This window comes from Actinomadura litoris, assembly GCF_009733595.1.
GTDB lineage: Bacteria > Actinomycetota > Actinomycetes > Streptosporangiales > Streptosporangiaceae > Spirillospora > Spirillospora litoris.
On sequence record NZ_WOFH01000006.1, the window covers coordinates 253,451 to 276,146 of the forward strand.

Annotated in this window: 21 protein-coding genes and 1 pseudogene; 15 read left to right on the forward strand and 7 right to left on the reverse strand. The window is 73.4% G+C overall.

Translation table 11 applies throughout. The features are described from left to right. Positions 1 to 70: 70 nt before the first annotated feature. Positions 71 to 988 (reverse strand): LysR family transcriptional regulator, encoded by a 918-nt coding sequence (locus tag GNZ18_RS18755; RefSeq protein ID WP_156217796.1) that lies wholly within the window; start codon positions 986 to 988, stop codon positions 71 to 73. Between the two features lie 146 nt (positions 989 to 1,134). Here GNZ18_RS18755 and GNZ18_RS18760 point away from each other — a divergent pair, with 146 nt between their 5' ends. Next, positions 1,135 to 2,028 carry an NmrA family NAD(P)-binding protein gene (locus GNZ18_RS18760; protein ID WP_216651357.1) on the forward strand — a complete coding sequence of 298 codons (894 nt, stop codon included), beginning with the start codon at positions 1,135 to 1,137 and terminating at the stop codon, positions 2,026 to 2,028. A gap of 9 nt (positions 2,029 to 2,037) precedes the next feature. Further along, on the forward strand, positions 2,038 to 2,379 hold the full coding sequence (locus GNZ18_RS18765; RefSeq protein ID WP_216651358.1) for a HEAT repeat domain-containing protein: 342 nt from the start codon (positions 2,038 to 2,040) through the stop codon (positions 2,377 to 2,379). Positions 2,380 to 2,437: 58 nt separating this feature from the next. Here GNZ18_RS18765 and GNZ18_RS18770 read toward each other — a convergent pair whose 3' ends face one another. Beyond that, a complete protein-coding gene (locus GNZ18_RS18770) occupies positions 2,438 to 4,273 on the reverse strand; it encodes an amidohydrolase (protein ID WP_156217798.1) in 1,836 nt (611 codons plus the stop codon). A 636-nt stretch (positions 4,274 to 4,909) separates the two neighbouring features. Here GNZ18_RS18770 and GNZ18_RS18775 point away from each other — a divergent pair. The 8 genes from GNZ18_RS18775 to GNZ18_RS41280 are packed head-to-tail and all read left to right on the forward strand — an operon-like array spanning position 4,910 to position 12,372. Next, on the forward strand, positions 4,910 to 5,815 hold the full coding sequence (locus tag GNZ18_RS18775; protein ID WP_156217799.1) for an amidohydrolase family protein: 906 nt from the start codon (positions 4,910 to 4,912) through the stop codon (positions 5,813 to 5,815). Beyond that, a complete protein-coding gene (locus GNZ18_RS18780) occupies positions 5,812 to 6,561 on the forward strand; it encodes an RraA family protein (RefSeq protein WP_156217800.1) in 750 nt (249 codons plus the stop codon). Before GNZ18_RS18775 ends, GNZ18_RS18780 begins: the two co-directional genes overlap by 4 nt. A gap of 19 nt (positions 6,562 to 6,580) precedes the next feature. After that, a complete protein-coding gene (locus GNZ18_RS18785; RefSeq protein WP_156217801.1) occupies positions 6,581 to 7,636 on the forward strand; it encodes an alcohol dehydrogenase catalytic domain-containing protein in 1,056 nt (351 codons plus the stop codon). A gap of 56 nt (positions 7,637 to 7,692) precedes the next feature. Continuing rightward, positions 7,693 to 8,781, forward strand: coding sequence for an ABC transporter substrate-binding protein (locus tag GNZ18_RS18790; RefSeq protein WP_173390820.1), 1,089 nt, complete (start codon positions 7,693 to 7,695; stop codon positions 8,779 to 8,781). A gap of 1 nt (position 8,782) precedes the next feature. Beyond that, positions 8,783 to 9,586, forward strand: coding sequence for an ABC transporter ATP-binding protein (locus GNZ18_RS18795; protein ID WP_156217803.1), 804 nt, complete (start codon positions 8,783 to 8,785; stop codon positions 9,584 to 9,586). Next, a complete protein-coding gene (locus tag GNZ18_RS18800) occupies positions 9,583 to 10,368 on the forward strand; it encodes an ABC transporter permease (protein ID WP_156217804.1) in 786 nt (261 codons plus the stop codon). Before GNZ18_RS18795 ends, GNZ18_RS18800 begins: the two co-directional genes overlap by 4 nt. Next, positions 10,361 to 11,215: an ABC transporter permease gene (locus GNZ18_RS18805; RefSeq protein ID WP_156217805.1), complete on the forward strand. Its 855-nt coding sequence runs from the start codon at positions 10,361 to 10,363 to the stop codon at positions 11,213 to 11,215. Before GNZ18_RS18800 ends, GNZ18_RS18805 begins: the two co-directional genes overlap by 8 nt. Then, positions 11,212 to 12,372, forward strand: a complete 1,161-nt coding sequence (locus GNZ18_RS41280; RefSeq protein ID WP_156217806.1) for an amidohydrolase family protein — start codon at positions 11,212 to 11,214, stop codon at positions 12,370 to 12,372. Before GNZ18_RS18805 ends, GNZ18_RS41280 begins: the two co-directional genes overlap by 4 nt. Before the next feature lie 28 nt (positions 12,373 to 12,400). On the opposite strand, the pseudogene GNZ18_RS42275 reads toward GNZ18_RS41280, so the two are convergent. Next, positions 12,401 to 13,141, reverse strand: a pseudogene (locus GNZ18_RS42275) (alpha/beta fold hydrolase); the annotation flags it as partial. Positions 13,142 to 13,239: 98 nt separating this feature from the next. Here GNZ18_RS42275 and GNZ18_RS18820 point away from each other — a divergent pair. Further along, the gene (locus GNZ18_RS18820) at positions 13,240 to 13,614 is read left to right on the forward strand and encodes a winged helix-turn-helix transcriptional regulator (RefSeq protein ID WP_312874603.1); all 375 of its coding nucleotides are present in this window, start codon (positions 13,240 to 13,242) and stop codon (positions 13,612 to 13,614) included. Between the two features lie 48 nt (positions 13,615 to 13,662). Here the strand turns inward: GNZ18_RS18820 and GNZ18_RS18825 are convergent, their stop codons facing one another. Continuing rightward, positions 13,663 to 14,442, reverse strand: coding sequence for an IclR family transcriptional regulator (locus GNZ18_RS18825; protein ID WP_156217808.1), 780 nt, complete (start codon positions 14,440 to 14,442; stop codon positions 13,663 to 13,665). A gap of 52 nt (positions 14,443 to 14,494) precedes the next feature. Between GNZ18_RS18825 and GNZ18_RS18830 the strand changes: the two genes are divergently transcribed. The 4 genes from GNZ18_RS18830 (at position 14,495) to GNZ18_RS18845 (ending at position 18,720) form a co-directional block, all read left to right on the forward strand. Beyond that, positions 14,495 to 15,787: an FAD-dependent monooxygenase gene (locus tag GNZ18_RS18830; protein WP_246249970.1), complete on the forward strand. Its 1,293-nt coding sequence runs from the start codon at positions 14,495 to 14,497 to the stop codon at positions 15,785 to 15,787. Next, positions 15,784 to 16,395 carry a hypothetical protein gene (locus GNZ18_RS18835; protein WP_156217809.1) on the forward strand — a complete coding sequence of 204 codons (612 nt, stop codon included), beginning with the start codon at positions 15,784 to 15,786 and terminating at the stop codon, positions 16,393 to 16,395. The genes GNZ18_RS18830 and GNZ18_RS18835 overlap by 4 nt, the downstream gene beginning before the upstream one ends. Positions 16,396 to 16,413: 18 nt before the next feature. Then, a complete protein-coding gene (locus GNZ18_RS18840; protein WP_156217810.1) occupies positions 16,414 to 17,373 on the forward strand; it encodes an amidohydrolase family protein in 960 nt (319 codons plus the stop codon). 90 nt (positions 17,374 to 17,463) lie between these two features. After that, positions 17,464 to 18,720 carry an MFS transporter gene (locus GNZ18_RS18845; protein ID WP_173390821.1) on the forward strand — a complete coding sequence of 419 codons (1,257 nt, stop codon included), beginning with the start codon at positions 17,464 to 17,466 and terminating at the stop codon, positions 18,718 to 18,720. 49 nt (positions 18,721 to 18,769) lie between these two features. On the opposite strand, the gene GNZ18_RS18850 is transcribed toward GNZ18_RS18845, so the two are convergent. From GNZ18_RS18850 to GNZ18_RS18860, 3 genes are read right to left on the reverse strand one after another with little or no spacing between them, the layout of a single operon-like run. After that, entirely contained in the window at positions 18,770 to 19,702 is a 933-nt protein-coding gene (locus tag GNZ18_RS18850) for an alpha/beta hydrolase (RefSeq protein WP_156217812.1), read from the reverse strand. A gap of 32 nt (positions 19,703 to 19,734) precedes the next feature. Then, complete coding sequence (locus tag GNZ18_RS18855) at positions 19,735 to 21,066, reverse strand: amidohydrolase family protein (protein ID WP_156217813.1); 1,332 nt, start codon at positions 21,064 to 21,066, stop codon at positions 19,735 to 19,737. After that, positions 21,063 to 22,565 (reverse strand): FAD-dependent oxidoreductase, encoded by a 1,503-nt coding sequence (locus GNZ18_RS18860; protein ID WP_156217814.1) that lies wholly within the window; start codon positions 22,563 to 22,565, stop codon positions 21,063 to 21,065. The genes GNZ18_RS18855 and GNZ18_RS18860 overlap by 4 nt, the downstream gene beginning before the upstream one ends. Positions 22,566 to 22,696 lie beyond the last annotated feature (131 nt).

Below are 22,696 nucleotides of genomic sequence, written 5' to 3' on the forward strand. Positions count from 1 at the left end.
ACAGGCAGACGGGATTAACCGTTCCCGGTGGCGGACCCCTCGTCCGCCACCGGGAACTGTTCTTCTCCGTTCAGCCGGTCATCCGGGGTCGGCCGTCGATGCGCGGGAATGACGCCGCGGCCACGGTCATGGCGGCGTCGACGAACGCGGCGACCGGCCTGGAACGGCAGTCGCGCGGCCAGGCGATGTGGAGTTCGGACGGCGCGAGGTCGGCGACCGTCCGGTACGCGATGCCCGGCCGGGGGTAGCGCCGCGCGAGCGACACGGGCAGGAACCAGATGATGTCGCCCAGCTCGACCAGGTTGAAGATCTGCGCCAGGTCCCACGAGCGGGCCCCGCGCGGCGGCGACATCCCGGCCCCCTCCCGGCCGGACGGGCGGCCCTCCATGTCGGCGAACGTGCCGTCGGGGAGCGACCGGCCCGCGAGGTCGGCCAGGCGCAGGGACGCGCGGGCGGCCAGCGGGTCGCCCGCCGCCATCGCGACCAGGCGGGGCTCGGTCAGCAGCGGCTCGGAGTCCAGGCCGTGCCGGTCGAAGGGGGCGGGCAGGATCGCGACGTCCGCGCGGCCGTCGCGGAGCGCGGGGTCCTGGTCGCCGCGCCCGCCCAGCGTCAGCTCCACCGGCAGCGCCGCCTCGTGCGGCTGGTACGCGGCGAGGATCAGGGGCAGCAGCCCAGCGTCGTAGTCGGCCTTGAGCGCGAGGCGCAGGCTCGGCGCGGGGCGCCCGGCGTTGCGGGCGCGCCGGTCGGCCGCCGCGACCGCGTCGAGCGCCGTCCGGGCGTCGCGGAGCAGCGCCTCCCCGGCGGGGGTCAGCTCGACCCTGCGCGTGGTGCGCTCCAGCAGCCGCACGTCGAGATGGCGCTCCAGGGTCCGGATCGCGCGCGACAGCGGCGGCTGCGCCATGCCGAGCCGGTCGGCCGCGCGCCCGAAGTGCAGCTCCTCGGCCACGGCGACGAAGTAGCGGAGCTGCCGCACCTCCAGATCACTCATATCGCCAGGGTATCAATCGCGATCGGATCGGTCCTTCAGGTCGGCCGCGCCGCCGGGTTGACTGGCCTTGCCTTTCCACGGGATCGCCATTCCATGCGATGGCAGTTCCGAAATGGCAATTATCCTTTCACCCCTCGGAGGTAATCGTGATCGTGGTGACGGCGCCGACCGGCCAGATCGGGCGGCAGCTCATCGACCTTCTCCTTTCCGCCGGCGAGCCGGTGCGCGTGATCGCGCGCGACCCGTCCCGCCTGGCGCCGCGGGTCCGCGCCCGCGTCGAGGTCGTGGCGGGCTCGCACGGCGACCGCGATGTCGTCGATCGGGCGTTCACGGGCGCCGACTCGGTCTTCTGGCTCGTACCGCCGGACTATCGCACCGAAAGCCTCGCCGCCGCCTATCTGGATTTCACCCGTCCGGCGTGCGAGGCGATCGTGGCGCGAGGCGTCCGGCGCGTGGTGGGGGTGTCGGCCCTCGGACGCGGCGTCACCGGCAAGGCCGGGCTCGTGTCCGCGTCGCTGGCGATGGACGACCTCATCGCTTCCACCGGCGTCGCCTACCGCGCGCTCGCGATGCCCTCGTTCATGGACAACCTGCTCCGCGACGCGGAGTCGATCGCCGGCCGGGGAGTGTTCTCCGGAATGGCGCTGGGCGACCGCAAGGTCCCGGCCTGCGCCACCCGCGACATCGCCGCCGTCGCCGCCGGGCTGCTGCGCGACACCACCTGGACCGGCGATGCGGACGTTCCCGTCCTCGGCCCCGAGGATCTGACCATGCACGACATGGCGCGGATCATGTCCGAGGTGCTGGGGCGGCCCGTCCGCTACGAGGAGGTCCCGGCGGAGACGTTCCGGGCCGGGCTGCTCGCGCACGGGATGTCCGAGGCGATGGCCGAGGGCATGGTCGAGATGATGGCGGCCAAGAACGCGGGCCTCGACAACGCCGCGCCGCGCACGCCCGGCTCGTCCACCCCCACGACCTTCCGCCAGTGGTGCGAGGAGGTTCTGAAGCCGGCCGTGGAGGGTGTCGGCGCCCGGCCGTAGTGTCGGGGTATGTCGCGGCGACGGTTCGATCAGGCCATGCAGCTCATGCGCAAGAGTGACCCCCAGGTCAGCGAGGACGCGTTCGACTTCCTGCGCGAGCACGCCGATGCCTATGTCGAGGAGCTGATCGCCGAGTTCGCGGCCGAGCGCGACGACCACGGCCTGCGCTGCTGGCTGCTGGAGCTGATCGCCGAGGCCCGCTCGCCGAGCGCGCTGCGGGTGTTCCGCGACGAGTTGGAGAGCATGGACGAGTCGCTGCGCTTCTGGGCCGTCCGCGGCCTGGAGATGCTCGACACCCGCGAGGGGGAGCGCGTGCTCGACGAGGCGCGCGAGAACGGCTGGATCTCCTGACGGCCACCGCCCATGACCGGCCTGCCGGCCCGCGCGGCCGGGAGGCCGTCATGCGCGGTCAGGTGCCGCTGATCTCCTTGGAGAGTTCGCAGCAGCACCTCCCGCCGTCAGAGCAGTCGCGGCCGTGCTTCCCGGCGCCCGCGAACGCGGCGGGCGCCGCGCCCGCGGCGGGCCGTTCGTAGACGACCCGGCCGCCGAGCAGCGTCGTGGTGACCGGGAGGTCGGCGAGGTCGTGCGGGTCGACCCGAAGGACGTCGCCGCCGAGGACGCAGACGTCGGCGGCCATGCCCGGTTCGAGCGTGCCCTTCCAGCGCTCCGCGTGGTCCTGCCACGCCGCCTCGCGGGTGTAGGTGGCGAGGCCCTGCGGGACCGTGATCCGCTCGGCCTGCCCCGCGACGCTTCCGTCCGCGCCCTCGCGCAGGGCGGCCGTCATCACCCCGCGCAGCCAGTGCGGCTCCACGACCGGCGCGTCCGACCCGGACGTGACATGCACGCCCGAGCCGATCGCGCTGCGGTAGGGCCACTGGTACTCGGTCAGCTCGCGGCCGATGATCGTTTCGAGGACGCGGCCCTGGAGGTAGAGGATCTCCGCGTTCAGGTTCGCGCCGATGTCGTGGCGCGCCATCGTCCGCAGCGTCCTGGCCGACGGGAAGTTGCAGTGGATCACGTAGTGGCGCAGGTCGGCGCGGTGCCGCGTTGATCTGACGTACCTGGCGACGACCGCGTCGGTGGTGGCGTCGCCGCACGAGTGCGTGCCGACCTGGAGGCCCGCGCGCGAGGCCAGCCCGATCATCTCGTGCAGGTTCGCGAGCTGCTCGCCGGCGGTCGCGCCGTCGATGGTGAGGCGCCCGTTGGAGCCGTCGAGGTAGGGCTTGTTCATCCACGCGGTCCGGAACCGGGGGATGCCGTCGGCGAAGATCTTCACGCCCGCGACGCGCAGCACGCGGGGATCGACGTCCCGCGACGGCCGGTACCGGTCGAGGACGTCGCGGAGCGTCCGCGGCCCGGTGCCGCTGCCGAGCAGCGCGGTGATCCGCATCGGCAGCCCGCCCGCGCGCGCCTTCTCCGCGTAGAGCGCGAGCGTGTCGAGGTCGATGCCCGGCTCGGTGAGGCTCGTGACGCCCCTGGAGTGCAACCGGGCGATGGCCGCGTCGATGGCCGTCGAGCGCTCGTCGCGGGTGAACGGCGGTACCACGTTCCGGACGAGGCCCTGCGCCGTCTCCCGCAGGACGCCCGTCGGCTCCCCGTTCGCGTCCCTGTCGATGACCCCGCCCGGCGGCGGGACGGTGTCGCGGGTGATGCCCGCCTTGCGCAGGACGGCGGTGTTCACCGAGGTCGCGTGCCCCGAGAAGTCGTTGAGGATCACCGGATGGCCGCCCGAGACCGGGTCGATGTCGGCGGCGACCGGGGCGCGGGGCAGCACGAGCTCCTGCCAGCCGCGCCCGCGGATCCACGAGTCCGGCGTGGACGCCGCGCCCGCGGCGGCGCGGATGGCGGCGACCAGTTCCTCGATCGTCCTCGTGTCCACGTCGACGTTGAACGGCGGGACGCTCAGCCCGTGCGAGCCCAGGTGCAGGTGCGAGTCGTTGATCCCCGGCAGGACCGTGCCGCCGCCCGCGTCGAGCAGCCGCGTCCGGCGGCCGGTGTGGCGGCGCATGTCCCGGGCCCGCCCGACGGCGAGGATCCGCCCGTCCCGGATGGCGACCGCCTCGGCCTCGCGGAGGTGCTCGTCGAGCACGAGCACCTTCCCGTTGTGGATGACGAGGTCGGCGTCGCCGCTCCGCTCGCCGTCCGCGTGCGCGGTCCCGGCGGGCAGCACTCCTACGGCGGCCGTTCCGGCGGCCACGGCCGCGGCTCCGTGCAGGACCTGGCGGCGGTCGATTCCAGGGGTCATGTCGGGCTTCTCCTTAGGGCAGGGGTCGATGACCTCAGAGCGCTCCCGTAGGGGGTGGGGCGGTCTCGGCGGAGAGGGGCCGAGCCGTGGGATGAGCCGGTGCGGGGTGGGCCGACGGGGCGGGTCGACAGGGTGGGGCCGGTAGAAGCCGGTGGGGCCGGTGGGGTTAGGCGCGGGGGCGCGACGCGCCCGCGCGCGGCGGCGCGGGGGAGACCGGTGGGGGTGTCGAGGGCGGCATGTCCGGGACCTCCCTGAGCGGATGATCGCGGCGGGTGAGCACAGTCTCCTTACTGCTGTTGATGAAGTCAACAGTTGACTTCCGGCCCTCCTTCACGGCGGCCGGTGGGCGCCCGATCGGCCATGTCGCCGTGAGAGCGGATCGAGCTGGGGAAATGCCCCCAGGGTCGTCCGGTTCGGGGGACCCGAAAAGGTGCCGGTCAGACGGTTCGCGACTAGGTGTTGTCATCGTCATCAAACGCGCGCACCATGCGAGGTGGGGGCGGCGCTTTCGCGTCCGGGGCGGGCGCACCCCCTTGACCGCCCCTGCTCGGTCATGCACACTCGCTTCAACTGGCGCACAAACGTGCGACAGGCGAACCTTCCTTCCCTGACATCCGTCCGGCTGAAACGAGTCCCATGACCTCCCATGAGGCGGCGCGGGGCGGCAGGAGGCTCGCCGCCCCGCCGCATCCGAACCCCACGGCTCCCGTTCTGGCGCTGCCGCCGCTGAGCTGCGACGCGCACTGCCACATCTTCGGGCCCGGCGACGTCTTCCCCTACCCGGAGGACCGGGCGTACGACACGCCCGACGTCACCAAGGAGGACCTGCGCCGCAGGCACGACCTGATGGGGGTCGAGCGGGCGCTCATCGTCCAGTCCGCCGCGCACGGGACCGACCACGCCGCCCTGCTCGACGCGCTGCGCGGCGACCCCGACCGGTACCGGGGCGTCGCGCTGCTGACCGCGAGCTCCACCTCCGCCGAGGTCGCGGGCCTGCACGAGGCGGGGGTGCGCGGCGTCCGGCTCCAGTTCATGCCGCACCTCGGGCCGAGCCCGACGCCGGACGAGGTGCGCGCGGTGGCGGGCCTCGTCCGCCCGCACGGCTGGCACATGGCGTTCCACATCGCGGGCGACACGGTCGTGGACCTGTTCGACACGCTCCGCGCCGGCGGCCCGCCCGTGGTGATCGACCACATGGCGCGGGTCGACCTGCGCACCGGGCTGGACGGCCCGCAGGTGGGCGCGCTGCGGCGGCTCCTCGACACCGGGAACGTGTGGGTCAAGCTCAGCGCGCCCGACCGGCTCTCGGCCGGGGGCCCGCCCTACGACGACGCGGTCGGGTTGGCCGCGCTGCTCGCCGCGCAGGCGCCCGAGCGCTGCCTGTGGGGGAGTGACTTCCCGCATCCGAACGTCCGCGAGATGCCCGACGACGGGGTGCTGGTCGACCTGATCGCGCGGATCGCGCCGGACGAGAAGACCCGGCACCGGATCCTCGTCGCCAACCCCGCCGAGCTGTTCGGCTTCCCGCTGGAGGGCGAATGACCTCCGGCGAGCGGACGGGCGGGCCGACGAGGCTGCATCCGCGCGGCACGGTGTTCACCCGGGCGCCGCGTCCGGGCGAGGAGGTCCTGCGCGCCTACGACGACCTGGCCGTGGCGTCGGTGCACGAGGCGATGGGGCAGCGCAACCTGCTGCGCGGGGTGCGCCCGCTGGCGCCCGGCACCCGCGCGGTCGGCCGCGCGGTCACCGCGCTCGACCTGTCCGGCAGCAACCTCACGCTGCACGCGATGCTGGAGGTGGCGGGGCCGGGCGACTTCCTCGTGTGGACGTCCCAGCACGGGCCCGTGGACTCGGCCGTGTGGGGCGCCAACGTCAGCGAGTCCGCCGCCGCGCGGGGGCTCGCGGGCGCGGTGATCGAGGGGCACGCCCGCGACATCGCCGACATCGAGCGGGTCGGGTTCCCGCTGTGGGCGCTCGGCGTCACCCCGGCCGCGACCGGCAAGACGCGCACCGGGTGGGGCAACGTCCCGGTCGTGTGCGGCGGCGCCTACGTCCGGCCCGGCGACCTGGTCGTGGCCGACGGCGACGGCGTCGCGGTCGTCCCGCTGGAGGACGCCGCCCGCGTCGCCGAGGCCGCCGCCGCCCGCGACCTGCGCGAGGCCACGACGCTGACCCCGCGCGTGCGCGCGGGCGCCTCGCTGTTCGCGGTGCGCGACTGGAGCCAGAACTTCCCCGCCGACGGCGGTCGTTTCGTCGACGCCGCGTGGGACCGAGCCGACGAGAGATGACGAGAGGAACGGAGCGCGCATGAAGGCCATCGTCGCCAGGGAGACCGGACCGCCCAGCGTCATGACGTGGACGGACATGGAGCCGCCCAGGCCCGCGCCCGACGAGTGCGTGGTGAAGGTCGAGGCGTGCGGCGCGTGCATGCACGAGGTGCTCGTCCGCCGGGGCGACCGTGCGCAGGGCACCGGCTTCCCGATCATCCCCGGGCACGAGGTCGTCGGCGAGGTCGTCGAGATCGGCGCCGCCGTCGTGGACTTCGCGGTCGGCGACCGGGTCGTCGCCAACCAGCGGCAGCGCGTGTGCGGCAAGTGCCGCGAGTGCCGGACGGGCCGCGAGACCCGCTGCCCGCGCAAGGTGTTCCTCGGCGACATCGGGCTGAACGGCGGCTACGCCGAGCTGGTCGCGGTGTCGGACGGCAGCCTCGTGAAGGTGCCGCCGGGCATCACCTCCCCGCACGTCGCGATCGCGTCCTGCGCCATCGGCACCCAGCTCAACGCGCTGCGCGACGTCGCGCACCTGGAGATCGGCGAGACCGTGCTGGTCACCGGCGCGGGCGGCGGCGTGGGGCTGCACGCGATCCAGCTCGCCAAGGCCTCCGGCGCGCGGGTCGTCGCGCAGACGACCTCGCCGGAGAAGGTCGAGGCGGTCCGGCAGGCGGGCGCGGACGAGATCCTGCTGGTCGAGCGGGGCGCCGACTACAGCAAGGACGTCATGGAGGCCACCGCCGGCCGGGGCTGCGACATCGTCCTGGAGAACGTCGGCGCCGCCTCGTTCCTGTCGAGCATCAAGACCGTGGCGCTGCACGGCCGGCTCGTGCTGGTCGGCGAGGTGCAGAAGGTGCCGCCGCCGGTGGAGGTCGACCTCGTCGGCTGGCGCGGCCGCGACATCACGATCCACTCCGCCGCCAGCACCACGCGGCGGCAGCTCGAAGACGTGCTGACGCTCATCGAACGGGGCCTGGTGACCCCGGTGGTGACCGACACGCTGCCGATGTCGGAGGCGGCGCGGGCCCACGAGATCCTGGAGAGCGGCTCGGCCACCGGGCGGATTCTCCTGGTCCCCGACACCGCGGCCTGAACTGTGGAAGGAAGACGACGATGAGACGTCGTAGGTCGGGCTCTCTTGCGTTTCGCGTGGCGCTTCCGCTGGTCGCCGCCGCGCTCGTGGCGGCCGGCTGCGGCGGCGGCGACTCGGGTTCCAAGGAGAAGGGCGAGAACCTGCGCACCGTGAAGGTCGCGCTCGCCATCAAGGCGATGAACTCCAGTTTCGCCGCCATTCCCGTGGCCCGCTATCTCGGCTATTTCAAGGAGGAGGGCCTGAAGGTCGAGACGACGTTCACGCCCGGTTCGACCCAGGCGATCCAGGCCGTCGCCGCCGGGCAGTTGGACATCGCCGCGCCGGTGCCGCAGTCGCTCATCCCCGACGCGGTGACGAACAGGTCCGACCAGCGGATGTTCTTCAACTGGGCGCGGTCGCAGGTGGCGAGCTTCGCCGTCGAGGACGCCGGCCCGATCCGGGGCTGGCAGGACTTCAAGGGCAAGAAGATCGGCGCGCAGAGCCTCGGCAGCGGCACGATCCCGCTGGCCAAGGCGCTGCTGCGGGAGCAGGGCCTCGACCCCGACAAGGACGTGCAGTTCGTGTCGGTCGGGCTGGAGGCCGCCGCCTACCACGCGATGCAGAGCAAGCGCATCGACGCGCTGATGCTGTTCGACTCGCAGTACGCGGCGATGGAGAACCTCGGCGCGAAGCTCCGCTACTTCAACTCCCCGCTGGGGAAGCGGCTGTTCTCCACCGGATTCTCCGCGAAGCAGTCGTTCATGCAGGCCAACCCGAAGGTGATCGAGGGATTCGGGCGGGCGATGGCCAAGGCGAACGTCTTCGCCACCGCCAACCCCGAGGCCGCCATCAAGATGATGTACAAGATCTATCCGAAGACGAACGTCCCCGGCGTCCCCGAGAAGAAGAAGATCGCCGACAACAAGCGCATCCTCGCGCTGCGCACCACCTATCTCACGAGCGGCGACCCGTCCGGCCACAAGAACTGGGGATCCTTCCCCGAGGACGGGGTGAAGGCGTGGAGCGACTTCTCGGTCACCACGAAACTCACGCCGAGCGCTTTCAAGGCCGACCAGATCGTCACGAACCAGTTCGTGCCGGCGTTCAACGCTTTCGACGCCCAGCAGATCACGAACGCGGCCAAGACCTACGAGTTCGGAGGCTGAGATGGCGACGACAGGGCACGCCGTCGAGCTCGCCGGCCTGCGGCACGTGTTCGCGGGCCGGGGCCGCGGCCGGCGGGCCGTGCACGGGGTCGAGGCGGTCAAGGGCGTCGACCTGACCGTCGAGCCCGGCGAGTTCGTGAGCATCGTCGGGCCGAGCGGCTGCGGCAAGAGCACGATCCTGAAGATGATCGCGGGCCTGCTGCGCCCCGCCGAGGGCGCCGTGCGCGTCTGGGGCGAGCCGGTCACCGGGCCGCGCCGCGACATCGGCATCGCGCTCCAGGACGCCACGCTGCTGCCGTGGCGGGACGTGATGTCCAACTGCCTGTTCCCGGTCGAGCTGCACGGCAAGGTCACCGCCGAGGCCCGCGAGCGGGTGACCGGGCTGCTGGAGCGGGCCGGGCTCGCGGGCTTCGAGTCCCGCCGTCCGAAGGAGCTGTCGGGCGGCATGCGGCAGCGCGTCGCGATCTGCCGGGCCCTCGCCGACGACCCCCGGCTGCTGCTGCTCGACGAGCCGTTCGGCTCCCTGGACGCGCTGACCAGGGAGCAGATGAACATCGACCTGAACCGCATCTGGCGGGAGTCGGGCAAGACCGCGATCCTCATCACCCACGGCATCGACGAGGCGGTGCTGCTGTCCACCCGGGTGGTCATCCTGTCCGAGCGTCCGGGCACCGTCGTGGAGGTCGTCACCCCGCCCTTCCCGAAGGCGCGGACCAAGGAGCTGATGGCGACGCCGGAGTTCGCCGAGGTGTGCGGGCGGATCCGCGACCGGCTGTTCGCCTCCGAGCAGAGGGTCGGCGGATGACCGCCCCGGCCCCCGCCGCGAACCTGGGGGCGGCGGCGCGCTGGGGCGGGCTGGTCGCGGTCACCGCCGCGCTGCTGCTGGCCTGGCAGATCCTCCCGTCGGACGTGCAGGGCGACGGCAGTTCGGTGCCGAAGCTGGACGCGGTGCTGAAGGCGCTCGGCCCGTCCGGCGAGTGGGGCGCCTACCTGAAGGCGCTGCGCGTCACGCTCGGCGAGGCGTTCTTCGGGCTGCTGATCGGCTTCGCGGCCGGGGTGGTGCTCGGGGTGCTGCTGGGCGAGTCGCGGATCCTGCGGCAGGGCTTCTACCCCTACGCGCTCGCCCTCCAGGCGCTGCCGCCGATCGCGCTCGCGCCGATCTTCGTGATCTGGTTCGGGCTCGGCATGCAGTCCAAGATCGGGCTGGTCGCGGCGGCGACGCTGTTCCCCGTCCTGGTGAGCACGATGGCTGGCGTCGCCGAGACCGACCGCGGCCGGATCGAGATGGCGACCGCGTTCGGCGCGTCCAAGTCCCAGATCCGGCTCCGGATCGTCTTCCCCGGGCTGGTGGTGCCGATCTTCTCCGGGCTGGAGATCTCGGTGGTGCTGTCGTTCCTGGCCGCGATCGCCGGGGAGCTGATCAGCGCCAACGCCGGAATCGGCGTGATCTTGCAGGTCTACCAGCGCGACTACCGGCTGGCCGAGGAGTTCGCCGTGCTGATGATCCTGGTCGTGGTCGGGCTGGCGCTCGCGCTGCTGGTGCGGCTCGCCCGGCGTCTCGTACTGGAGCGCATGCCCAATGAATAAGGTGACCGAGGCGCCGGACGAACGCGTCAGGCCGCGACGCGATCTCGAACCGAGGCGCTCACCGCTGGCCGGGCCGCTCGGAGCGGCCGCCTTCGTGCTGCTGCCGCCCCTGCTGGTCGGCCTCGCCGGGGTGCTGGCGATCCAGCTCGTGATCTCCCGCTTCGAGATCAGCGGGGTCGTGATCCCCAAGCCGACCGAGGTCTGGGAGATCATGAGCTCGGACCTGTTCCTCGACCAGGTCGGGCAGAGCGCCTGGGAGACCTGGAAGGCCACGCTCATCGGGTTCGCGCTGGGCGCGGGGGCGGGCGTCGCGCTCGGCGTGCTGATGGCCGAGTCCCGGACGGCGCGGTTCATCCTCTACCCCTACGTCGTCGCGTTCCAGTCCCTCCCCAAGATCGCGCTCGCACCGGTGTGCGCGCTGTGGCTCGGGTTCGGGCTGACGATGAAGTTCAGCTTCGCGGCGATGCTGGCGTTCTTCCCCGTGCTGATCGCGACGCTGTCGGCGCTGTCGACCGTGTCGGAGACGCGGCTGGAGATGGCGACGGCGTTCCACGCGGGACGCTGGCAGCGGTTCCGCCGGATCTCGCTGCCCTCGGCGGTGCCGGGCATCGTGTCCGGGCTGGAGATCAGCATGGCGTTCGCGCTGATCGGCGCGATCGTCGGCGAGTTCGTCGCGCCGTCGGCGGGCGGGCTCGGGCAGCTCCTGCTCACCTACAGCGAGGCCATCAACGTGGCCGCCGAGTTCTCCGTGCTGGTCGTGCTGATGCTGCTCGGCGTCCTCCAGAACAAGATCCTGTTCGGGCTCGTCCGGCTGGGCACGCGAAGGTTCTTCGAGTCCTCCCGATGACGGGCCCGGTCTATGACCTGCTGGTCAGGGGCGGCCGGGTGCTCGACCCGGGCGAGGGCCTGGACGGGTGCCGCGACGTCGGGGTCCGCGGCGGTGTGATCGCCGCCGTGGAGCCCGCCCTCGATCCCGCGTCGGCGGCGCGGGTGCTGGACGCGCGGGGCGCGCTCGTGTGCCCCGGGCTGGTGGACGCGCACGCGCACGTCTACTGGGGCGCGACGTCGATCGGCGCCTGGCCGGACGAGGTGTGCGCGGGCGGCGGCGTCACGACCGTCGCCGACGGCGGCAGCAGCGGCACCGACACGTTCGCGGGCTTCCGGCGCTGGATCGCGGGCGGCTCGCGCACCCGCGTCCTGTGCCACCTCAACCTCGCGCGGATCGGGCTGACCGGGCTGGTGGGGGAGTTGCGCCCCGACCTTGTGGATCCGGACGGCGTGGCGCGGCTGATCCACGAGCACCCCGACCTCGTGGTCGGGATCAAGCTGCGGCTGTCGGCGACGATCACCGGCGGGCCGTGCCGTCCCATGCTGGAGTTGGGCGCGCGCGTCTCCGCCGAGACCGGCACGCCGCTGCACGTCCACATCGGCGGCACCGCCGAGCCGCTCTCCGAACTGCTGCCGCTGCTGTCGCCCGGCGACATGGTGACCCACTACCAGACACCGCGGCCGAACGGCCTGCTGGACGGCGCCGGTGCGCTGCTGCCCGCCGCGCGCGAGGCCCGCGAACGCGGCGTGCTCTTCGACTGCGGCCACGGCATGAGCCACTTCGGCTTCGCCGTCGCCGAGGCCCTGCTCGCCCAGGACTTCCCGCCCGACACCATCAGCAGCGACCTCAGCCGCCGCTCCTTCCCCGCCCTCGCGCCCGGCCTGCTCACCGTCATGAACAAGTGGCTGGCCCTCGGGATGCCGCTCGCCGACGTGGTGCGCGCCGCCACCGCGTCCCCGGCCGCCGCGCTCGGCTGGGCGGGACGGATCGGCGCACTCCGCCCCGGCGCCGAGGCCGACATCGCGGTCCTGGACTGGGAGGAGGGGAGCTTCACCTACGCCGACGCCCTGGGCGAGCACCGCCCGGCCCGCCGGCGGCTGGTCCCGGTGGCGACCATCCGGCGAGGAACGATCTCATCAGCGGGACCAGGACGTCGGGACGGTCCAGCGGGATGATGTGGCCGCAGTCCTCGACCACGTGGCCGGTGAGGTCGTCGGTGAGGGGCCGCAACTGGCGTTCGAGGACGTCTCCGACCGGATGCGCGCCGACGGCCATCGTGGGCACGGTGAGGCGGTGCGCGTCCGCCGCGTCCTGGATCTGGCGGGCGCTCGCGGGCAGCGCGCGGTAATAGGAGAACGCGCAGCGCAGGGCGTCCGGGCCGGTGTAGGCGGAGACGAACGCGTCCCTGATCGGACGCGGCACGTCCCGGGCGCGCGTGCCGGAGTCGAGGAACCAGTCGACGTACTCGGCCTCATGGCCGGCCAGGACGGTCTCGGCGAGACCCGGGACGGAATGGAAGCCGAACCACCAGGGCGCGGGGAGGCCCTCGGCGCTGGGCAGCCGTCCGAGCAGCGACTCCATGAGGACGAGCCGCCGCACGCGCTCGGGCCGCCGCATGGCCAGCAGGAACGCCGGCGGGGCGCCCGCGTCGATCCCGGCCACCGCCGCCGCGGGCTCGCCGAGCGCGTCGAGGAGCGCCTCGGCGTCGGCGGCGAGGGTGGCGGCGTCGTACCCGTCCGGTGCCCTGGCGGTGCCGCCGGTGCCGCGCATGTCCGGGGCGATGACGCGGTGGCGGCCGGCGAGCGCGGCGATGACCTCCGTCCAGAGCCGCCAGGTGTGCGGGAAGCCGTGCAGCAGCAGGACGGCGGGCCCGTGCCCCGCCACCGCCACGTTGAACTCGATGCCGTTGGCGGCGACCCGCCGCGTCGCGGGGAGTGAGGCCATGCCGAGCCCTTCGGGGTAACCAATGGTGACAAGCTGACCATAGGTAACCTGTGTCGCAGGTCCAAGAAGGCACTTTCGCGACAGGTGGTGAGTTCCAGGTGACCCCCTCCCCGAGGAGCGGCGCGCGCGGCGACCTCTTCGACCCGCTGTGCCCGACCCGGCGGCTGCTGGACCGCATCGGCACGAAGTGGACGTCGATGGCGGTGAAGGTGCTGGCCTCGGCCGCCCCGGGCGAGCTGCGCTTCGCCGAACTCCAGCGGCGGATGCCCGGCGTCTCCCAGAAGATGCTGTCGGTGACGTTGCGGAACCTGGCGCGGGACGGCCTGGTCGTCCGGCGGGTGGAGCCGACCGTGCCGCCGCGCGTCCACTACCGGCTCACCGACCTGGGCCTGTCGCTGGAGGAGGTGCTGGCCGCCGTCCGCGACTGGGCCGAGGAGCACATGGCCGAGATCGACGCGTCCGGCGCAGGGTAGCCCCGCTCGGCGCCGATCGGCGCGCGTTGTTCATTCAATGGACAACGTTCACATGTCGCGGATCCTGGTTCCGGGGCGCCAGCCGAGCATGCGGGAGATGCCGAGGCCGCTGGCGATCACCGGTGGCAGCACCGCGCGGGGGTTCACCGAGCCCGCCCGCACCACCACCGACAGCGCGGCGACGACCTGCCCGTCGCCGTCCACGATCCGGGTCGCGATCGAGTCGGCGCCGGGGGTCAGCTCGCCGCGCACGCTCGCGTTGCCGGTGCGGCGGCAGTCGGCCAGTTCCGCGCGCAGGGCGCCCGGGTCGACGGTGGTCTCGGGCGTGAACCTGCGCAGCGGGCCCGACAGCACCCGGTCGATCAGGTCGGCGCCGCCGTGCGCGAGGACGACCTTGCCGACCCCCGAGCAGTGCAGCGGCAGCCGCCCGCCCACCTGGGAGACCAGCTCGGGCGCCTGCGGCGCGGACAGCCGCTCGATGATCACGGCCTCGGTCCCCTCCAGCACCGCGAGCTGCACGTGCTGGTGCAGCGCGGCGTAGAGGTCCTCCATGAACGGCTGGGCCTGCGTGCGCAGCGACTCGGTGAGCGGCGCCAGCGTGCCGAGCTGCCACAGCCGCAGGCCGATCGTGAAGCGGCCGTCGTGCCGGCGGGTCAGCGCGCCGGCGTCGGTCAGCTCCATGGCCAGGCGGCGGACGGTCGCGTGCGGGAGGCCCGTCCTGCGGACCAGGTCGGCGAGGCTCAGCACGCTCTGGCCCGGCCGGAACGCGAACAGCACCTCCAGGAGGCGGGAGCTGACGCTCCGGCCCGGCTCGCTGGTGCGCGGCATGGCGCGGCCCTCCTCTCGTTGACCCGCGAGGATAGCCGACGGTGTCCATAGGATGACCAGCCGCGCGCCCTGGGAGGGGCCGCCGGGGCAGCATGGCGTCGTCAGCACGCAGGCGACGACCGTGGGAGTCCAGGAGATGCTCGGGCCGGACGGCGGGACACCGGAGATCGCGATCATCGGCGGCGGGATCGGCGGCCTCGCGGCCGCCGCGTTCCTGCGCCGCGCGGGTCTCCGCGGCACGGTGTACGAGCAGGCACCCGAACTGCGCGAGGTCGGCGCCGGGCTCGTGGTGGCGCCCAACGCCGCCCGGCTCCTGCGCAGGCTCGGCGTCCTCGGGCCGCTGCTGGAGCGCGCCGTCCGGCTGGAGGTCGGGTGGGAGTTCCGGCGCTGGCGGGACGGGAGGGTGCTGTCCGCCGAGGACCTCGCGACGGCCTGCGAGCGCCTCTACGGCGAGCACACCTACACGGTGCACCGCGCCGACCTGCTGGAGGCCCTCGGGCGCGCCGTCCCGCCGGGCGCGGTCAGACTGGGCGCGCAATGTGTCGCACTCGACGTCCGGGGCGAGCGCGTGGCGCTGCGGTTCGCGGACGGCGCGGTCGCCGAGGCGGACGTGGTCGTGGGTGCCGACGGGGTCCACTCGGTGGTCCGCGCCGCCGTCGCCGGGCCGCGGGACATCGCCGACTCCGGCCTGTGCGCGTTCCGCGCCCTGGTGCCGGGCGAGCGCGCACCCTCGTTCGCGCGGCGGCGCGCGCAGACGCTCTGGATCGGACCGGGCCACCACCTGGTGCACTACCCGATCTCCGGCGGGCGGTTCGTGAACCTCGTGGCGTTCGCCCCGGCGGGCGGCGACTCGGTGGAGTCGTGGACGGCGGGCGCGACCGTCGAGGAGTTCCTCGCCGAGTTCGACGGCTGGGACCCCCGGCTCGTCGGCCTCATCCGCGCCGCCCGGGCACCGGGGCGCTGGGCGCTGCTGGACCGCGCGCCGCTGCCCGCGTGGAGCCGGGGGCCGGTCACGCTCCTCGGCGACGCCGCGCACCCCATGTTCCCGTTCTTCGCGCAGGGCGCCGCGCAGGCCGTCGAGGACGCGGCGGTCCTGGCGCGCTGCCTCGCCGAGGACGCCGCCGACCCGTCCCGGGCGCTGCGGCGCTACGAGGCGCTGCGCCTGCCCCGCACGACCCGGTTGCAGGAGGTCAGCCACGCGCGGTCGGAGGTCAACCACCTCCCGGACGGCCCGGACCAGCGCGCCCGCGACGCGTCCTTCACCGCGACCGACCCGCTGGTCGACAACGGCTGGATCTACGAGTACGACCCCGAATCCCCGGACCACCAAGGAGTGACGCCATGAAGGTCTTCGACGTACGGGAGATCACCACCGGGGTGGACGCGGCGCTCGCCGTGGTCGAGAACCCGAGGCACCGGCACATGCTGAAGAACTACCGCAGGCACGCGCTGCTGGAGGTGTCGGGTTTCTGGGAGGACATCCTCGTCCCCGAGATGACCGTCGACCACCCCCTCTACCGGCTCACCGAGCGCGGGCGGACGCACGTGTGCGACGGTATGAAGGAGGTCCGAGAGTTCTACCGCGAGATCGTCGACAACGGCGTGAACGTGTTCGGCGCGCTCGACGAGCAGGTCGCCGTCTCCGATTACGGAATCTTCATCGAGGCCGTTTTCGCGCAGGTCGTGCGAGGAACCGACGCCGCGCTCGCGGGCGAGGACGTCGATCCTGACGGCACTTATCAGATCTCGCATCGGTTCGCCGCCGCCTGGCCCTACCGCGAGGGGCGGCTGGCGGGCGAGTTCATCTACGACGACACCGGCAGCTGGCGGTTCGACGAGGTCGACCCGTCCGCGCTCATGTCCCCGGCCGAGGCCCGCGAGGCCCTGGCGCCCCTTCTGGCGCAGAGCCCGCTCGCCGAGATCGAGAACGGTCTGCGCCTGTTCAGGGCCTGAGCCTGAAAGGAGGGCGGGATGCCGCCGCTCAACGGCCGCTACATCGACGTCCACGCGCATTTCACGCCGCCGTCCACGGAGGACGAGCGCGTGCGCGGCTGGCAGGCGATGCTGGCCAAGGGAATCTATTTCCGCGAGCCTCATCTTTGGTCGCCGGAACGGACCCTGGCGTACATGGACGCGTCAGGAACCGCGATGCAGATGCTCAGCAATATTCCCGCTGAATTGCGGAGGCTCCGCGCGTCGAACGACTACGGCGCGTCGCTCGTGCGGCGCCACCCGTCAAGGTTCGGCCTTCTGGCGGCGCTTCCCACCGACGACCCACCGGCCGCCGCGGACGAGGCGACGCGGGCCCGCGACGCCCTCGACGCCGACGGGTTCGCGGTGACGACGCACTACAACGGCGTCCATCTGGGCGACGCCTCGCTCGATCCGCTGTGGGAGCGGCTCGACGACTGGGCGGCGGTGGTCTTCGTCCATCCCGACGCGCGCCTCCCGCCGACGCTCGACCACCCCGCGCCGCTCTACGAGGTGGCCTTCGACACCGCGCGGACGGTGTTCGACATGGTCTTCCGCAAGACGTTCGCGCGCTTCCGGAACATCACCTTCGTGATCGCCCACTGCGGCGGCGCCTTCCCCGCCCTCACCGGACGGCTCGGGCTGCTGGGGAACGAGTCATGGGTCCCGCAGGGAGTGACGGCGGACGACGTCGAAGCGCAGACCTCCTCGCTCTATGTCGACACCGCGGCGACGGCGTTCCCGCATTCCCTGCTGCCGGCGGTGGCGACGGTCGGAGCCGGCCGCATCGTCTACGGCAGCGACTGGGGCGCGCCCTGCACGACTGAGTCAACGGCCGAGACGAACCGCAGAAGCCTCGGGGAATGCGGCGCGCTGACCCCCGAGCAGGCGGCCGCCATCGGCGGCCGGGCGCTCGACCTCTTCCCCCGCGCGGCACGGCGCATGGCCGACGCCGAGTAGAACCGCCGCGCCGCACAGCTCCCCCCACCGCGAAGCGCCCTCTTCGGCGCGCCCGCACTTGTCCCGGTCCAACCCATGGGGAGTCTTTTCATGTCCGCCATCAGGCGTGTCCATCGGCAGAACACCCTCGTCCTCATCATGTTCTTCGCGGCCGGGATCGTCTTCCTCGACCGCTTCGGCATCACCTTCCTCTTCCCGCAGATCGGCGAGGAGTTGCACCTGAGCAACAGCCGCCTCGGGGCACTGGTCTCGGTCACGGCGGTGGCGTGGGCGGTCTCCAGCCTCATCTTCTCCGCCGTCTCCGACCGGCTCGGCGGCAGGACGAAATGGATGATCGTCGCGAGCCTGGTGCTGTTCTCCTGCTCGGTCGGGCTGATCGGGCTCGCCCCGAACTACGGGACGATGCTGCTGCTCCGCGCGCTCATCGGCTTCTGCGAGGGTCCCGCCCTGCCCCTGATCCAGGGCGCGGTCGCCCGGTCGTCCCCGCCGGAGCGGCGCGGGCGCGACATGGGCGTGGTCATCGCCGGGACGCTGCTCATCGGCAGCGCGCTGGCGCCCGGCATCATGATCGGACTCGCCGCCGCATGGGGCTGGCGGCTCGCGTTCCCGCTGGTCGCCGTCCCGGGCCTCGCGGTCGCGGCCCTCATCGCGGTCTTCATGCGCGAGGGCGGCCCGTCCGGCGAGGACGCCCCGCGCGTCAGGGCGCGCGACTTCCGGCGCCTGTTCGCCGACCGCAACGTCCCGCTGACCCTCCTCGGCTCGACCGTCTGCATCGGCTCCAGCATCGGGTTCGGCACGTTCGCGCCCTCCTACCTCCACGACGAGGGGCTCTCCCGGGGCGCCGCGACGCTCGTCCTCACCGCCTACGGCTGCGCCATCGCGCTCGGCAGCGTCCTCGCCCCGGCCGTGTCGGACCGCGTCGGACGCAGACCGGCGCTGTTCGCCGCCGCCATCGCCAGTGGGCTCGTGCCGGTGTGCTTCGTGGTGTTCGCCCATTCGGTGCCGATGCTCCTGGTGTCGCTGGTCGTCGGGCTGGTGGCGGGCGGGTCGCTGACGCTCGTCACCTACGTGGTGCCCGGCGAGTCGGTGCCGCGCGAGCTGATGGCCACGGCGTTCGCCCTCCAGATCGCCGTGGGCGAGACGGTGGGCGGGGCGCTCGGACCGCAGATCGGCGGCGCGGTCGCCGACGCGACCGGCGACCTCGCGGACGCCCTGCTGCTGTACGGCGCGGCGCCGCTGGTGCTCGCCGCGGTGGCCCTGCTGATCCGCGAGACCGCCCCCCGCGCGGCCGGGGCGGCGGCCGCGCGGGACGCTCCGGAGGCGGGCGGCGAGGCCGTCCTCCCCTGACCAGCGCGAAGGCCCGCCCCCTCAGGGGGCGGGCCTTCGGTGTTCCGGGTCAGCCGAGCAGGTCTCCGAGGAGCCCGGTCAGCTCGGAGACGGCCGCGTCGGCGGCGGGGGACAGGCCCGGCATGCCGAAGAACGGGTGGATGAGGCCCGGGTAGACGCGCAGCGCGGTGGGGACGCCCGCCTCCAGGAGCCGCGCCGCGTACACGGTGCCGTCGTCGCGGAGCGGGTCGAAGCCCGCCACCCCGACCACCGCCGGGGCGGCGCCGGACAGGTCGGGTGCCAGGGCCGGGGACACCCGCGGGTCGGCGGCGAGCGCCTCGTCGCCGCCGAGGTAGAGGGTTCTGATGACGTCCAGGTCGTCGCGCGTCAGGAAGTAGCCGTCGGCGTTCTGGTCGACGGAGGGGTACCGGGCCGCGAGGTTCGTCACCGGCGAGGCGAGCAACTGGCCCGCGACCGGGAGTCCCTCCCCGCGCGCCCGCAGCGCCGTGACCGCCGCGAGGTTGGCGCCCGAACTCTCCCCGGCGAGACCGACCCGCGCGGGATCGCCGCCGAGGTCGCCGATCGACTCGTGGACCCAGCGCAGCGCGGCCGCCGCGTCCCGCACCGCGGCCGGGAACGGGTTCTCCGGCGCGAGACGGTAGCCGACGGAGACCACGCAGGCGCCGAGGTCGTACGAGAGGCGCCGCGCGACGTCCTGCATGAGGTGGGTGCTGCCCGTGATGAAGCCGCCGGGGTGGAAGTACAGGACGGTCGGGACGGGCTCTCGCCCGTCCGCGACCGGCCGGACGACCTTGAGGCGCAGCCCGGCGACGGCCACGTCGTCGACGCTCCCCACGGGGGCGAACCGCGCGGGGTCCCAGTTCCCCTCGATCGCGGCGCGCATGCGCTCGCGCATCTCGGCGGGGGTGCCGGCGAAGCCGGGCGGCGCGCCGGCGGAGCGCAGCGCGGACAGGAACCCTGCGACGGCGGGGTCGAGTGACATGGCGGCCTTTCGGAGCGGAACGGGTGGGAGGGTCAGCCGAGGAGGCGGCGCTGGGAGGCCAGCGCCAGCTCCCGGGCGCGGTCGTAGCGGTCGCCGGTGAGCGCGCCGGCCCGCTTGCGGACGACGCCGTCCACGAGGACGGTGTCGACGTTGCCGGGGTGCGCGGCGGTGACCAGCGCGGCCACCGGATCGGTGACGGGGAACAGGTTGGGGTCGCCCGCGCGGACGAGGATGACGTCGGCGCGCTTGCCGGGGGTCAGGCTGCCGACGCGGTCGCCGAGCCCGAGCGTGTCGGCGCCGCCCTGGGTCGCCATCGCGAAGACCTCGGCGACGGTGAACGGCCCGACCCGGTCGGCGAACCGCGAGCGGCCCTCGGCGAGCTGGTTGCGGTGCGCGGCGAGGGCCGCCCGCATCTGCGTGAACAGGTCGGCGGCCCCGGCGGTCTCGGTGTCGGTGCTCAGCCCGGCCGTGATCGCGAACGCGCGCACCCGGTCGATCGGGGTGTGGCCGATGCCGGGGAGGGCCTGCTCGTGCTGCGGCGCGAGCGCGACCGTCCCGCCGCTGTCCGCGATCATCGCGAACTCGTCGTCGGACGACTCGCCGCAGTGCACGAAGTTCAGGTCCGGGCCGAGCAGCCCCGCCCGCTCCATCTGCGCGATGGCCGCCATGGCGCCGAACTCCCGCCCGCACCCCATGTGGATCGAGACGCGGATGCCGAGGTCGCGCGCCATCGCGAGGTCGGCGCGGGTCGCCGCGAGCGTGGAGAGCTCGGGCCCGCGCCCGGCGAGGTGCAGGGTGACCAGGCCGTCGTCGTCCGGCAGCAGTTCGCGGCGGATCCGCCGGACGTCGCCGGTGTGCGGGCGGTCGCTGCCCGAGATCCACGCCGGGAGGTCCACGAGCGGCCAGCCGTGCCCGAAGACCGCGCGGATCCCGCTGTCGCGCAGCGCCGCGACGGCCCGGTCGCCATGCTCGGGCGAGTTCTGGACGTGGGACCAGTCCATCAGCGTGGTCGTGCCCGCGTCGATGGCCGACAGCGCGCCGAGCAGGTTCCCGGCGTAGACGTCCTCGGGCCGGTACAGCGGGCCGAGCCGTCCGAACATCTCCCCGAAGTAGGCGGGCAGGTCGAGTTCGGCGCACCGGTGCCGGACGGCGGACTGCCACGTGTGCTTGTGCGTGTCGACCAGCCCGGGGAACACGAGCATGCCGCCCGCGTCGATCACCTCGGGCTCCGCGCGCCCGCGCAGCCCGGGGCCGACGGCGCTGATCAGGCCGTCCTCGACCAGGACGTCGCAGCCCGCGACCGTGCCGAGCGCCGGGTCGCCGGTGACGACCCAGCCGTTCTCGATGAGGAGGCGCCCGCTCATGCCCGCTCCCGCTCCGGTCGCGTCGCCGCGCCGTAGGCGGCGGCGACCTCCTCGTCGCCGGGCCGCTCGGCCCAGGCCCGCGCCACGTAGGCGTCGGGACGGATCAGCACCGCCGCCGCGCCGAAGCTCCGCGCGAGGTCGGCGGCGGACGCGGTCACGGCGGTGATCCCGGCGGGCAGCGACCGCGGCGCGCCGGGCACGTCGGCGAGGACGAAACCGGAGTCCTGGGCGACGCGGGTGTAGGTCGCCTCCGCGGGGGAGACGAGCGGGAAGTCGCTCACGCGGGTTCCGTCGGCAGCGTGGGCGTCGGCGTCGCGGTGGTAGGACGTGCCGAAACCGCTCAGCCGGTTCCGCAGCACGGCGTTGACCTCGGGGATCGGCACCAGCTCCCGCTCGACGAGGTCCTTCAGCGCCATCCCGGCGGGGGAGAAGTCGAAGTGCAGGGCGCACTGGGCGGCGACGTCGTCCATCAGGGCCCGCAGCACCGGGTGCCGCTCGTCGTGGTAGGTGTCCAGCAGCGCGTCGGACGCGCGGCCCGTCGCGGCCCAGCCGAGTTTCCAGCCCAGGTTGAACGCGTCCTGGATGCAGTAGTTCATCCCGATGCCGCTGGCCGGATAGTGCACGCGGGTCGCCTCACCGGCGAGCAGGACCCGCCCGCGCCGGAACCCGGGGACCATGCGGTGCGCGTCGCCGTAGCGCGACAGCCACCGCGCCGAGGCCACCCCGAAGTCGCTCCCGAAGATCAGCCGCAGCGACTCCCGGACCTCCTCCATCGTGACCGGCTCGGTCTTGTGGACGTTCCGGCGGTGCTCGGCGACGATGATGAACCGGGTGATCCCCCGGCCGAAGGGATAGGCGAGCACCCAGCCGTGCCCGTTGCGCTTCATCCGCATCGACGCCTCCCAGGGGAAGGGCAGGTCCGCGTCCACCGCGACGGCGGTCATCGCCGTCTTGCGGCCCTCGAACGGGATGCCGGTCGTGTCGCGGACGAGGCTGCGCGCCCCGTCGGCCCCCACCAGGTAGGACGCGGTGAGTTCGAGGGTGCCGCCGTCGGCGTCCAGGGCGGTGACCACGACGCCGTCGCCGGTGTCGGTGTGCCCGGTGTAGTCGACGCCCCGGCGCAGGTCGGCGCCCTGCTCCACGGCCCATTCCGCGAGCAGGCGCTCGGTGGTCGTCTGCGGCAGGATCAGCGCGTAGGGGAACCTGCTGTCCAGCAGGTCGTAGCGCAGCCCGCTCAGCCCCGCGTAGATGTAGCGCGGCACCTCGAAGTCGGGCCGCCACCGCTGCGCCGCCGCCCGGAACCGGCCCATCAGCCCGCGGGCGTCGAACAGCTCCAGCACGCGCGGCTGGATCACCCCGGCCCGCGAATGGGTGTCGCCCGTGCGGCGTTCCACCACGATGACGCGGGCCCCGGCGCGCGCGGCCTCGGCCGCGACCGTCAGGCCCGCGGGTCCGCCGCCGATGACGACGACGTCGGCGGACGTGGCGCTGTTCGACATGTACTGCCTCCACTGGAGCGACCGTTGTACGGCTGATCGACCGGCATGCGGTCATCACCGCCGCGTGCCCGCAGCATCGGACGGGGGACGGCGCCGGTCAATCGGGTCGTTCATTGAATGCTCATGCACTT